At 69.1% G+C, this 13,055-nt stretch carries 13 protein-coding genes; 9 read left to right on the top strand and 4 right to left on the bottom strand.

What is annotated here, in order from left to right; translation table 11 throughout:
- Positions 1-38: 38 nt before the first annotated feature.
- The 3 genes from ACQQ2N_RS01985 to ACQQ2N_RS01975 form a co-directional block, all read right to left on the bottom strand.
- Entirely contained in the window at positions 39-815 is a 777-nt protein-coding gene (locus tag ACQQ2N_RS01985) for a DUF481 domain-containing protein (protein ID WP_440223996.1), read from the bottom strand.
- A 356-nt stretch (positions 816-1,171) separates the two neighbouring features.
- Positions 1,172-1,903, bottom strand: coding sequence for an RES family NAD+ phosphorylase (locus ACQQ2N_RS01980; protein WP_440223995.1), 732 nt, complete (start codon positions 1,901-1,903; stop codon positions 1,172-1,174).
- Positions 1,863-2,255, bottom strand: coding sequence for an MbcA/ParS/Xre antitoxin family protein (locus ACQQ2N_RS01975; protein ID WP_440223994.1), 393 nt, complete (start codon positions 2,253-2,255; stop codon positions 1,863-1,865). Before ACQQ2N_RS01975 ends, ACQQ2N_RS01980 begins: the two co-directional genes overlap by 41 nt.
- A gap of 239 nt (positions 2,256-2,494) precedes the next feature.
- Between ACQQ2N_RS01975 and ACQQ2N_RS01970 the strand changes: the two genes are divergently transcribed.
- The 9 genes from ACQQ2N_RS01970 to ACQQ2N_RS01930 all read left to right on the top strand — a co-directional run bounded on the left by ACQQ2N_RS01970 (position 2,495) and on the right by ACQQ2N_RS01930 (position 12,491).
- Positions 2,495-3,472, top strand: a complete 978-nt coding sequence (locus ACQQ2N_RS01970) for a helix-turn-helix transcriptional regulator (RefSeq protein ID WP_440223993.1) — start codon at positions 2,495-2,497, stop codon at positions 3,470-3,472.
- A gap of 22 nt (positions 3,473-3,494) precedes the next feature.
- Entirely contained in the window at positions 3,495-4,457 is a 963-nt protein-coding gene (locus ACQQ2N_RS01965; RefSeq protein ID WP_440223992.1) for a patatin-like phospholipase family protein, read from the top strand.
- 4 nt (positions 4,458-4,461) lie between these two features.
- Positions 4,462-5,379, top strand: a complete 918-nt coding sequence (locus ACQQ2N_RS01960; protein WP_440223991.1) for a LysR family transcriptional regulator — start codon at positions 4,462-4,464, stop codon at positions 5,377-5,379.
- 293 nt (positions 5,380-5,672) lie between these two features.
- The gene (locus ACQQ2N_RS01955; protein WP_440223990.1) at positions 5,673-6,185 is read left to right on the top strand and encodes a formate dehydrogenase subunit gamma; all 513 of its coding nucleotides are present in this window, start codon (positions 5,673-5,675) and stop codon (positions 6,183-6,185) included.
- The gene (locus ACQQ2N_RS01950; RefSeq protein WP_440223989.1) at positions 6,182-7,753 is read left to right on the top strand and encodes a formate dehydrogenase beta subunit; all 1,572 of its coding nucleotides are present in this window, start codon (positions 6,182-6,184) and stop codon (positions 7,751-7,753) included. Before ACQQ2N_RS01955 ends, ACQQ2N_RS01950 begins: the two co-directional genes overlap by 4 nt.
- Positions 7,754-7,783: 30 nt before the next feature.
- Positions 7,784-10,693, top strand: coding sequence for a formate dehydrogenase subunit alpha (gene fdhF, locus ACQQ2N_RS01945; protein WP_440223988.1), 2,910 nt, complete (start codon positions 7,784-7,786; stop codon positions 10,691-10,693).
- A gap of 173 nt (positions 10,694-10,866) precedes the next feature.
- A complete protein-coding gene (gene fdhD, locus ACQQ2N_RS01940) occupies positions 10,867-11,721 on the top strand; it encodes a formate dehydrogenase accessory sulfurtransferase FdhD (RefSeq protein ID WP_440225700.1) in 855 nt (284 codons plus the stop codon).
- A gap of 3 nt (positions 11,722-11,724) precedes the next feature.
- Positions 11,725-11,952, top strand: a complete 228-nt coding sequence (locus tag ACQQ2N_RS01935) for a formate dehydrogenase subunit delta (RefSeq protein WP_440223987.1) — start codon at positions 11,725-11,727, stop codon at positions 11,950-11,952.
- 242 nt (positions 11,953-12,194) lie between these two features.
- A complete protein-coding gene (locus tag ACQQ2N_RS01930; RefSeq protein WP_440223986.1) occupies positions 12,195-12,491 on the top strand; it encodes a hypothetical protein in 297 nt (98 codons plus the stop codon).
- 117 nt (positions 12,492-12,608) lie between these two features.
- Here the strand turns inward: ACQQ2N_RS01930 and ACQQ2N_RS01925 are convergent, their stop codons facing one another.
- Positions 12,609-12,887 carry a hypothetical protein gene (locus ACQQ2N_RS01925; RefSeq protein ID WP_440223985.1) on the bottom strand — a complete coding sequence of 93 codons (279 nt, stop codon included), beginning with the start codon at positions 12,885-12,887 and terminating at the stop codon, positions 12,609-12,611.
- Positions 12,888-13,055 lie beyond the last annotated feature (168 nt).

Here is a 13,055-nt window from a genome sequence, read left to right as displayed (position 1 = left end):
GCCCCGTCGTGGTCACGCCTCGCGTTTCCGCGACGCGATCAGAACTTGTAGACGAGATTGGTCGTCAGCAGCTGGTCGGTCTTGTCGGTGCCGACGAGCACGTCGGTGTTGTGGCGAACCTGATAACCCACCTTCAATGCGAGCTTGCTGTTCATGCTGACGGCGAGGCCGGCGTCGTTCTGCACGAACGTGTTGTCCGAGCCCGCTTCGACGAGCGTGATGTTCTCGAACGCGGTGGTCGGCGTGAACTGGTGCTTGAACGAGATCAGGCCGCGACCGACCGCCTGACCGTCCGCATCCGGGTCCATCAGCGTCGGCACGGGCGGTTCGCCGACATTCTCGATGTACGGACGCTTCTGCGTGCGGCGGTAACCGGGGCCGACTTCCATCGACAGCTCGGTGCGCTCGTTCTTGATCGCCGTGTAGCCGTAGCCGAGCGACACGATCGACTGGTACTCGTAGGTCGAGAAGTCGTCGTTCTCGTAACGCGCCGCGCCGACAATGTAGCTGCGCTCGTCGAGCTTGTAGCCCGACGACACGCCCACGTCATAGCGGTTCGCGGTGATGTCATACGTGCCGGCGACTTCGCCCTTGCTGCGCAGGGCGTTGAGGTAGAAGTTGTGCTTCCAGACCTCGTCTTCCTTCTTGAACTGCAGCTTGGCGTTGAGGTTCTCGGACTTGGTGTTGCCGCGGGTCAGCGCGAAGCCGAGTTCGCCGCTGCCGGACCACGTGCCGTCGGTGGAAGCCTGCTGCGCCGAGGCGGCGAGCGGGACGGCGGCGAGCAGGGCGCTCGCCAAAAGGGGGATCGTCTTCATCGGATGTCCTCTTGTTCTGTCGTCGGAGCGCGCACGCGCACTCGTGCTGCGGTGCAACGCGCGAAAGGTACCGTTCAGGTTTGCAACGGCAAGTGAACGTCCCTTCGTCGCATCGAGCTTGGGAGATCGCGGAGGCTGCGCATGGAATGCGCTCGCCCGGCCGCATGTCGCCCCGACCCGGTAGGGTCCGCTGGAGCGGTCGAGCACGACGTCCATCGCGGGTGCTTTGCGTCGCGTCGACATGCTGCGTGGCGAGCGGCGCGATGCCAGCCGGTGCGTGCGCCGATGCGCCGGTATTGCCTGGCCATGAGGCCTCGCCGGCATCGTGGTCCGGCGGACCCACGCGCTGCGCGTCGTCAGGACGGGAAGCGGAACGAGAAGGTCTCGCGCACGATCTCGCGCTGCCAGACGACGAGGTCGGGCGGCTGCAGCACGAGGTTCCAGGTCTGCTTGTGGTCGCGGTAGGCGCGGGTCGCCGCGCGGAACACGCACGGGTGCATCAGGGCGACACAGAAACCGCCCGCGTGGCGTACCGAGGCGTAGCGGATCGCCTCGGCGCCCGCGTCACGCGCGGTCGACGCGAACGCCTGCGTGCGCGTGTAGTCGACGGGATCCATCCAGGCCTCGCGGTCGGCGAGCAGCGGAGGTTCCGTGAGGTCGAGCATGCGCTCCGTCGCGGCGTGGAACTCGAACAGCGTCAGCGCGACCGACGTGGGGCGTTCGCGCAGGCCTTCGCTGTCGAGCCAGAAGCGCAGGCGCCAGTAACCCGATTCCGCGCAGGCGGTCTCGCGGTCCTCGCCACCATAGAACACGCCGGGATCGGTACGGCGGCGGAAGCGCGAGCCGCCCGGCTGCGGCCAGTAGCGGAACGGTGTCGCGAGCAGCCAGTGCAGGCCTTCGGCCTCGGGCGGCAGGCGCGGCTTGGCTTCGTCGAGGATGTCCTCGAGCACGGCCTGGTCGGCCAGCGAGCCGCGCGCGAGCTGCATCGTCGCGACGGCGTGCTGGGCTTCGACCGCGCGCCAGCCGCTGCGACGCCAGTCGCGCCACTCAGACGCGAGCGCGGTGGGCGTCCAGGTATTCGCAGGCATGCAACAGGCCTTCGACGCGACGGATCGCCTTGATCGGCGTCTCGTCGCCGAGTGCGCGATTCGGCGAACGCAACCACTCGCGTGCGAGTTCGTCGTTGCCGCCGACGAGCGAGGCGAGCGAGCGGTACAGGCGCACGAGGTGGGTCGACAGCTCCCACTCCTTGCCGCCCTCGCGCAGGGCGAGCTTGCCGTTGAGCAGGCGCGAGGCGCTCGGCTGGCTCGTGCCGATGATGTGGCGCAGATCGGTCGAGCCGAGTTCGAGGCGACGTGCGGTCTCGACGACGGCCTGGGTCAGCACGCGTGCGCGCGTGTTCTCGACGGGGTGTCCGGTGGTGGTGGCGATTTCGAGCATCGCATTCTCCTGATGGGGGTCATCCTATTCCTGTGAATGAAAACATTCAATATCTTGTTCCTTGAATGAGTTGTGACGCGTTGCGCGGGACGGGCCATGGGCCGGCTCCTGTCAGCCCTGCCGACAAGCGCGGCGGCCTGCATACGATCGCGGTGCGCCGGCTGGCGCCATGCGCATCGAACGCTTGCGGGGATATGCCACACTCGCGCGTCGATCGCCGTCTCCCTCACGCAGCGCCCATGGACCGTTACGAGCGCATCCTCACCCTTCACCGCATCCTCAAGTCCGCCCGTTATCCGGTCGCGCACACGCGCATCCAGGACGAACTCGGCTGTTCACGCGCCACGATGTACCGGGACATCGCGTTCCTGCGCGACGCGCTCGGCGCGCCGATCGAGAGCGATCCCGACAATGCCGCGATCCGCTACGCCGCCGACGAAGGCGACCGCTTCGAGCTGCCCGGCCTGTGGCTCACGAGCGAGGAGCTCGCCGCGCTGCTCGCGCTCAACGAACTGCTCGGGCGTTCCGATCCGGGCATCCTCGCCGGTGCGCTCGCGCCGTTCCGCGCACGCATCGAGAGCCTGCTGTCGGACCAGGCCAGCGGTCGGGCGCTGCCGGTCGATCGCATCCGTGTCATCGCGAGCGCGGCACGCACGCTCGACCAGGCCGTGTTCCGCACCGTGGCGGGCACGCTCGTCAACCGCAAGCGCCTGCGTTTCGAGTACCGCGCACGCACGACCGATTCGCTGACCACGCGCGAAGTCTCGCCGCAGCGCCTCACGCATTACCGCGACAACTGGTACCTCGACGCCTGGGATCACGGCCGCGAGGCGCTGCGCAGCTTCGCACTCGACCGCATGCGTTCGACGCACGCGATCGACGCCGATGCGCTCGACCGCGACGTCGCCGAGCTCGACAACCACCTCGCCTCGAGCTACGGCATCTTCTCGGGCGCGCCGAAAGCCTGGGCGACGCTGCGCTTCTCCGAGCACGCCTCGCGCTGGGTCGCCGACGAGCAATGGCATTCGCAGCAGCAGGGCCAGTGGCTGCCCGACGGCCGCTACGAGCTGAAGGTGCCCTACAGCAATTCGCGCGAGCTGCTCATGGACGTGCTCAAGTACGGCCCCGATGCCGAGGTGGTCGCACCGGTGTCGCTGCGCGAGGAGATGCGCATCCTGCTGCAGCTCGCGATCGGCTCGTACCAGGGCGCGGCGTGACGCCGGCGCGCACAGGCCTGTCGTGATCGCGGAGACCACCGCTGCGCACGACGATCCGCTGCGTCCCGCGCAGCTCTCGCTCGTGCTCGGTTCGGGCGGTGCGCGCGGTTATGCGCACATCGGCGTCATCGAGGAGCTGCTCGCGCAGGGCTTCGACATCCGCTCGATCGCGGGCAGCTCGATGGGCGCGCTGATCGGCGGCGTCTACGCGGCCGGCAAGCTCGAGGCCTACCGCAACTGGGTCAAGCCGCTCGCACGCCTTGACGTGTTCCGCCTCGTCGACTGGACGCTCAGCGGCGGCGGCTTCATCAAGGGCGACCGCATCATCGGCGTCATGCGCGAGCTGATCGGCGACATCGACATCGAGGAGCTGCCGGTCAGCTTCACGGCTGTCGCGGTCGATCTCGATGCGCAGCGTGAGGTGTGGTTCTCGCGCGGGCCGCTGTTCGACGCGATCCGCGCCTCGATCGCGATCCCGACGATCTTCCGTCCGCATCATTACCAGGGACGCCTGCTGGTCGACGGCGGCCTGCTCAATCCGCTGCCGGTGTCGCCGACCCTGCGCGACCTCACCGACGCGACGATCGCGGTCGACGTCAACGGTCCGGCCGAACCGATCGGCAGTGCCGAGCCCGCCGCGTCGGGCGGCATGCCCGACCATGCCGGCGAGCCGCCCGCGCGCGGCGTCGGTCGCCTGTTCGGCTCGCTGCTCGAGCGACGCCAGCAGCGCGCCGCGGCACGCGTGCGCGAGCCCGGCATGCTCGACCTGTTCTCGCGTTCGCTCGACACCGTGCAGGAGACGATCACGCGCCTCAAGCTCGCCGCGCAGCCGCCCGACCTCGTCATCACGATTCCGCGCAACATCTGCACGTTCTACGATTTCCACCGCGCCGAGTGCGCGATCGAGATGGGCCGGCAACGCACGCGCGAGGCGCTCGCGCGCTGGCCGCGCCCGCACGAACGCCGGCGCGTTCCGAGGACGTGAGGCCATGCTGATCCGCCAGCTCGAGTACTTCGTCACGCTCGCGCGCGAGCATCACTTCGCGCGCGCCGCCGAGGCCTGCGGCGTCTCGCAGCCGGCGCTGTCGGCGGCGATCCGCAAGCTCGAGGAGGATCTCGGCGTCGCCCTCGTCCAGCGCGGCCAGCGCTACAGCGGCCTCACGCCCGACGGCGAACGCCTTCTGCCGCGCGCACAGCGCGTGCTCGCCGAGTGCGCGGTACTGCGCCAGGACGCCGCATCGGCGAGCACGACGCTCGCGGGCCAGCTGCGCCTCGGTGCGATCCCGACGACCATGCCGGTGGTGCCACTGCTGACCGCGCCGTTCCAGGAGCAGTGGCCGCAGACCACGATGCTCGTGCGCTCGCGCAGCGGCGAGCAGATCGTGCGCGAGCTCGACACGTTCGAGCTCGACATCGGCTTCACCTATATCGAAGACGATCTGCTCGCGGGCTTCCGGCGCTTCCCGCTGTACCGCGAACGCTACGCGCTGCTCATGCGCGATCCGCGCGAGGTCGGCCATCGCGAGAGCATCGGCTGGCAGGAGGTCGCCGCGCTGCCGCTGTGCCTGCTCACGCCCGAGATGCACAACCGCCGCATGATCGACGCGACGTTCCGCGACGCCGGCGTCGAGCCGCGCGTCGCGGTCGAGACCGACACGATCTTCGCCGTGTACTCGCAGGTGCGCTGCTCGGGCCTCTACAGCGTCGTGCCGCACAGCATGCTGTCGCTGTTCGAGCTGCGCCAGGAAGTCCACGCGATCCCGATCGTGCCCGAACTCGTGCGTCCGATCGGCCTCGTCGTGCGTGCCGACGACCCGTTGCCGCCGCTCGTCGACACGGCGCTGCGCGCGATGGCGGCAATCGACCTGCAGGCGCGCTTCGACAGCTTGATAAAAGCCATCTATTGATCGATAGCTGTTACGCATCGCGCACGCAGGCACCTCGGATCGCGGCATTCGCCCTGATTACGCGGCATGCGAAAGCGTCGCATCCGCATCGTGATCCGAAGTCGCGGAAATCACGCGGAAAGCCTGTGCGCCGACAGGCCCCGTCACCCCTGATGGCCTGACGGAGCGGCTCGCGCGCATCGTGCTCCGGTCGCGCCGGGAAGGTCACCGAGCTGCTGCGTCGCAACAGCTGCCGCAGGCGTGCCGGCGCATACTCGCGAGGCTTCCACCGCCACTCACCAGCCGGAAGATCGATGAGCCTAGCTGTCGCCAGGAGCGCGCCGGACGCGCCGCCACCGCCGTTGTCGGAGGACGCGCGCCGCGTCGTCGCCGACGCGCTCGAACGTCTCGCTGATCTGCCCGGCGCGCTGCTGCCGATCCTGCACGCGATCCAGGACGGCCTCGGCCATGTGCCACCCGCGGCGGTGCCGCTGATCGCCGAAGCACTCAATCTCAGTCGTGCCGAAGTGCATGGCGTGATCTCGTTCTACCACCACTTCCGCACGGTCGCGCCGGGCCGCCACGTGCTGCGCCTGTGCCGCGCCGAAGCCTGCCAGGCGATGGGCGCGCGTGCGCTCGAGGTGCGCCTGCTCGAGCGTACCGGTGTCGACTTCCACGGCACGACCGCGGACGGCGCGCTCACGATCGAGCCCGTGTACTGCCTCGGCAACTGCGCCTGCGCACCGTCTCTGATGCTCGACGACGAGGTGTACGGCCGCATCGATGCGGACGCGCTCGACGCGTTGCTCGACGAGGTGCGCCGATGAGCGTCACCGTCTACGTGCCCGGCGATTCGAGTGCGCTCGCGGTCGGCGCGGGACGCGTCGCACGTGCGATCGCGGCGCAGGCCGAGGCGCGTGGCCTTGGCATCGACCTCGTGCGCAACGGCTCGCGCGGTGCGTACTGGCTCGAGCCGCTGGTCGAGGTCGCCACGCCGGCCGGGCGCATCGCCTACGGGCCCGTGCGCGAGGCCGACGTCGCCTCGCTGTTCGATTCGGGCTTCCTCGACGGTGGCGACCATGCGCTCGCGCTCGGCGCGACCGACGACATCCCGTGGTTCGCGAACCAGGAACGCCTGTGCTTCCGCCGCGTCGGTCTCATCGATCCGCTCGATCTCGACGCCTACGCCGCACACGGCGGCTGGGCCGGGCTCGACGCCGCGCTCGGCATGACCGGCGCCGACATCGTCAAGGCCGTGACCGACTCGGGCCTGCGCGGGCGCGGCGGTGCCGCGTTCCCGACCGGCATCAAGTGGAACACCGTGCTCGGCGCGCAGGCCGACCGGAAGTACATCGTCTGCAACGCCGACGAAGGCGACTCGGGCACGTTCTCGGACCGCATGATCTTCGAGGGCGATCCCTACCTGCTTGTCGAGGGCATGGCGATCGCCGGCGTCGCGGTCGGCGCGACCATGGGTTACGTCTACCTGCGCAGCGAGTATCCCCACGCGTTCCGCCTGTTCCGCGAGGCGATCGAGCGCGCGACCGCGGCGGGCATCCTCGGTGCCGACGTGCGTGGCAGCGGGCGTACGTTCGACCTCGAGGTGCGCCTCGGCGCGGGCGCCTACATCTGCGGCGAGGAGACCTCGCTGCTCGAGAGCCTCGAAGGCAAGCGTGGCCAGGTGCGCTTCAAGCCGCCGCTGCCCGCGCTCAAGGGCCTGTTCGGCAAGCCGACCGTGATCAACAACGTGATCAGCTTCGCCTCGGTGCCCGACATCCTCGCGCGCGGCGCGGCGTGGTACCGCGACTACGGTGTCGGCCGTTCTCGCGGAACATTGCCGATCCAGCTCGGCGGCAACCTCAAGCGTGGCGGCCTCGTCGAGAAGGCTTTCGGCGTGACGCTGCGCGAGCTGCTCTACGACTGGGGCGGCGGCTCGGCCAGCGGACGCCCGATCCGCGCCGTGCAGGTCGGTGGCCCGCTCGGCGCCTACCTGCCCGAATCGCAGTTCGACACGCCGCTGGATTACGAAGCGTTCGCGGCGCTCTCGGCCATGCTCGGTCACGGCGGCATCGTCGCGTTCGACGACAGCGTCGACATGCTCGAGCAGGCGCGCTTCGCGATGGAGTTCTGTGCGATCGAATCCTGCGGCAAGTGCACGCCATGCCGCATCGGCTCGACGCGTGGCGTCGAGGTGGTCGACCGCATCCGCGCCTCGCTCGACCGCGAGAAGAACCTCGCGCTGCTGCGCAGCCTGTCCGACACGATGCTCAATGGTTCGCTGTGCGCACTCGGCGGCCTCACGCCGTACCCGGTGCTCAGCGCGCTCAACCATTTCCCCGAAGACTTCGCGCCGCGCGTCGCCGGCGCGTCCGCCAGCGAAGCCGCGCGCGCCTGACGCGCCGCCGACGTCACGGAGACCGCCACCATGCGTTCCATCGCCGAACACGACTACGGCACACCCGCCCCGACCGTCCAGTCGATCGACACGCTCAAGCTCGTGAAACTCGAGATCGACGGCGTCACGGTGAGGGTGCCTGCGGGCACCTCGGTGCTGCGCGCCGCCTCGCTCAACGGCATCGGCATCCCGAAGCTGTGCGCGACCGACACGCTCGAGGCGTTCGGCTCGTGCCGCCTGTGCCTCGTGCAGGTCGAGGGTATGCGCGGCTATCCGGCCTCGTGCACGACGCCGGTCGGCGAGGGCATGAAGGTCACGACGCAGAGCGCGAAGCTCGCCGAGATCCGCCGCGGCGTCATGGAGCTCTACATCTCCGACCATCCGCTCGACTGCCTCACGTGCCCCGCCAACGGGCACTGCGAACTGCAGGACATGGCCGGCGTGGTCGGCCTGCGCGAGGTGCGTTACGGCTACGAGGGTGACAACCACGTTTTCGCGAAGCACGCCGACGGCAGCACCAACGAGCGCTTCGTCGGCAAGGACGAGTCCAATCCGTACTTCACGTTCGATCCGTCCAAGTGCATCGTGTGCTCGCGCTGTGTGCGGGCCTGCGAGGAAACCCAGGGCACGTTCGCGCTGACGATCCAGGGTCGTGGTTTCGACTCAAAGGTCGCGGCGAGCCATGCCGAGTCGTTCATCGACTCGGAGTGCGTGTCCTGCGGCGCCTGCGTGCAGGCCTGCCCGACCGCGACGCTCAGCGAGAAGTCGCTCATCGCCAAGGGCCAGGCACAGCAGAGCACGATCACGACGTGCGCGTACTGCGGCGTGGGCTGCTCGTTCCGCGCCGAGATGCAGGGCGAGGAGATCGTGCGCGTCGTGCCGCACATCGACGGCAAGGCCAACCACGGCCATTCCTGCGTCAAGGGACGCTTCGCGATCGGCTACGCGACGCACGCGGACCGCATCACCACCCCGATGATCCGCGCGCGCATCAGCGATCCGTGGCGTGTCGTCTCGTGGGAGGAGGCGATCAACCACGCCGCGTCGGAGTTCAAGCGCCTGCAGGCCACCTACGGCCAGGATTCGATCGGCGGCATCACCTCGTCGCGCTGCACGAACGAGGAGACCTACCTCGTGCAGAAGCTCATCCGCGCGGGCTTCGGCAACAACAACGTCGACACCTGCGCACGCGTCTGCCACTCGCCGACCGGCTACGGCCTCAAGCAGACGCTCGGCGAGTCGGCCGGCACGCAGGATTTCGATTCGGTCATGGAGGCCGACGTCATCTTCGTGATCGGTGCGAACCCTACCGACGGCCATCCCGTGTTCGGTTCGCAGATGAAGCGCCGTCTGCGGCAGGGCGCGCGCCTCATCGTCGCCGATCCGCGCCGCATCGATCTCGTGCGCACGCCGCACGTCAAGGCCGATTACCACCTCAAGCTGCGCCCCGGCACCAACGTCGCGCTGCTCAACAGCCTCGCCCACGTCATCGTCACCGAAGGTCTCGTCGACGAGGCCTTCGTCGCGCTGCGCTGCGAACCCGAGGCCTTCGCGAAGTGGCGCACGTTCGTGGGCGATGCCTCGCGTTCGCCCGAGGCGCTCGAGGCGCAGACCGGCGTGCCGGCAGCACTCGTGCGCGGCGCTGCGCGCCTGTTCGCGACCGGCGGCAACGCGGCGATCTATTACGGCCTCGGCGTGACCGAGCACTCGCAGGGTTCGACCTCGGTGATGGGCATCGCCAACCTCGCGATGGCGACCGGCAACATCGGCCGACGCGGCGTCGGCGTGAACCCGCTGCGCGGCCAGAACAACGTGCAGGGCTCGTGCGACATGGGCTCGTTCCCGCACGAGCTGCCTGGCTATCGCCACGTCTCCGACGGCAGCGTGCGCGCGCTGTTCGAGCAGGCCTGGGGTGCGAAGCTGCACCACGAACCGGGCCTGCGCATCCCGAACATGTTCGAGGCTGCGCTCGACGGCGAGTTCAAGGGCATGTACATCGAGGGCGAGGACATCGCCCAGTCCGATCCGAACACGCAGCATGTCACCGCCGCGCTGTCGGCGATGGAATGCATCGTCGTGCAGGACCTGTTCCTCAACGAGACGGCCAAGTTCGCGCATGTGTTCCTGCCCGGCTCGAGCTTCCTCGAGAAGGACGGCACGTTCACGAATGCCGAGCGCCGCATCTCGCGTGTGCGTCGCGTCATGAAGCCGCTCGGCGGCTACGCCGACTGGGAGGTCACCCAGTTGCTCGCCAATGCGATGGGCTACCCGATGGCGTACACGCATCCCTCGCAGATCATGGACGAGATCGCGCGCCTCACGCCGACCTTCCATGGTGTCAGCTACGCCAAGCTCGACGAGATGGGTAGCGTGCAGTGGCCGTGCAACGAGAACACACCCGACGGCACGCCGATCATGCACGTCGAGGAGTTCGTGCGCGGCAAGGGCAAGTTCATGCTCACCGAGTACGTGCCGACCGCCGAGAAGGTCAACGGCAAGTACCCGCTGATCCTCACGACGGGCCGCATCCTGAGCCAGTACAACGTCGGTGCGCAGACGCGCCGCACGCCGAACAACATGTGGCATTCCGAGGACCGCCTAGAGATCCACCCGCACGACGCCGAGGAGCGCGGCATCGCCGACGGCGACTGGGTCGGCATCGCGAGCCGCGCCGGTGATACCGTGCTGCGCGCGACGATCAGCGACCGCATGCAGCCCGGCGTCGTCTACACGACGTTCCATTTCCCGTTCTCGGGCGCGAACGTCATCACCACCGAGAACTCGGACTGGGCGACCAACTGTCCCGAGTACAAGGTCACCGCCGTGCAGATCACGCGCGTGAGCCAGCCGTCCGACTGGCAGGAGCGCTACCGGGCCTTCAGCGACGTGCAGCAGCAGCTGCTGCGCGAGCGCCGTCGCGACTCGGTCACGAGCGGGTGAATCGCCTCGTGCACGCGCCGCGCGATCGCGCGGCGCGATCCGCCGCGCCTGAACCGTATGCCACCCGCGCGCCGCAGCACGACGCTTCGGGGTGGCGTGTCGCGGAAGCCTCCGTTACCGTCCCCGGCGATGTCCACGTCGCCGACCCGCCGGCGCGCGGAGTCGCCGTGACCATGGCCGACAACGGCACGACACGCGCGGCCTCCGCGATCGCCTCTCCCCCCGATGCGAGCGCCGTGCGCCGCCGCGTCGGGCGCGTGCGCGACGGCCGCATCGAGCTCACGGAAGACTGGATCGCCGCCGAGGTGCCGGTTGCGCTGCTCTACAACGACACGCCGCACGTCGTCATGATGGCGTCGCCGGGCGACTTCGAGGACTTCGTGCTCGGCTTCTCGCTCAGTGAGGGCATCGTCGATTCACCTGGCGAACTCTCGGGCGTTCGAGTCGAGACGCTGCTCGAAGGCATCGAGGTGCGCGGGACGATTCCGGCCGCACGCGCCGAGGCGGTGGCGCTGCGCCAGCGCAACCTCACGGGTCGCAGCAGCTGCGGCCTCTGCGGCACGCAGGAGCTCGAGCACGTCGTGCGCCACCCCGCACCGGTCGGCGAGGGGCCGCGCATCGATCGCGCGATCCTGCAGCGTGCACTGTCGGCACTGCGCGCGGCACAGCCCGTCGCGGCGATGACCGGTGCCACGCATGCCGCGGCCTGGGCCGATGCGTCGGGCGAGCTCGTGCTCGTGCGTGAGGATGTCGGCCGGCACAACGCGCTCGACAAGCTGATCGGCGCGATGGCACGCGCGGGCACCGACGTCGACCAGGGCTTCGCCGTCGTGACGAGCCGTGCGAGCTACGAGATGGTGCAGAAGGCTGCGACCGTCGGCATCACGCTGCTCGCCGCGATCTCGGCGCCGACCGCGCTCGCGATGCACCTCGCCGAATCGACCGGCGTCACCCTGATCGGCTTCGCGCGCGACGACGGCCATGTCGTCTATGCGCATCCCCAACGTCTCACCGAACTCCGGAGCTGATCAGTGGACGCCGAACGCCTTGTGCAGATGGCCAACGACATCGCCAACTACTTCGCCTCCGATCCCGATCGCGAGGAAGGCATCGCCGGCATGGTGAGCCACATCGAGCGCTTCTGGGAGCCGCGCATGCGGCGCCAGATCGTCGCTCATCTCGATGCGGGCGGCGACGGCTTCGGCGACCTCGCGCGCGAAGCGATCACGCGCCTGTCGATACGCGCACGCGCGGCCTGAGGCGCAGCATTACCCGTCGAGCGGGCAAAGTGCTCGTCGCTCCCGGGCCGAGGCATCAGGAAGCCCACGTATTCCGGCGCCGGATCGGGACATTCGATGCGGCATCCCGACGCGGATCTGCGCCATGGTGGCCATCGCGTGGCGATTTCACGCGCAACGGCTGACTCTCCCTCACCTGTTCGCTAGGATCGCCCTCACAGGGGCGCCGGCGGCCGTCAGTCGGGAGAGCGGAGGAGTACGGCATGTCGAAGGGCTACGACGACCAGATCCGCGAGATCACCGCGTTGAGCGGTGCCTTGCGCGAGCGCATGGACGAGCTGGAAGGGCTGCTGTTCGCGCAGGACCTTTTCACGGCGTGCCTCCTGCGCACGCTGCCACGTGGCAATGAAGTGGTCGATGCGATCGAGGCCGATCTGGAGGTGTTCCCGTGGGGACAGGGGCCCGACTCCACGGTCGAGGCGCGCGCACGCAGGCGGCTGGTCCAGCTCATCGGCATGCTGAGGCGTCACCACGGCAGCACGTCTGCACACACGCACTGACGACCATCCCGGCCGCGAGGCTGCGGTCAAGCGAACAGGGTGGGGCGCCGGTCCGCGACGCCGACCGTTCTTCTGCTTGCGACGCGGGTGCAAAGGCACCGCGTCGCGCGCCAACCCTCAGCGGCGCATGCGGCCGGCGAGGTAGGCGAGCCCGCCCACCGCGGCGAGCGTTAGCAGCGGGTTCTCGCGCACGATCGCACGAAGGTCGTCGACGAGCCGCTCCGACGTATCGCTGACCACGGCCTTGAGTGATGCGGCGGCGTCGTCGAGCGCGTCGGCGACGTCGCCCAGTTCGGGGCGCGGCGCCTCGGGAATCACGCGCTCCGCACCCTCGTCGTCGGCGCCGTCGAGGGAGGCTGCCGGCATCTCGTCGTTCTTCAGCTCGTCCAGGGGCATGTCGCTTCTCCGCGGGTCACCACGCGAAGCCTAGGGGGACGCACGTGAATGGAAGGCCCACACTCGCGTCGCGTGTGGCCCGTCCCGCGACCGCGGTCACATTCGCGGATGCGTCGCAGCGGCCGATTCCCCCGGAGTCACGCACGCGTGGCGACGTCGCCCGGTCGG

The sequence above is a fragment of the Dokdonella aquatica genome, assembly GCF_051987395.1.
Lineage (GTDB): Bacteria > Pseudomonadota > Gammaproteobacteria > Xanthomonadales > Rhodanobacteraceae > Dokdonella.
The sequence above is the reverse complement of the archived record's forward strand: the minus strand, read 5'-3'. Positions and strand labels throughout refer to the sequence as shown.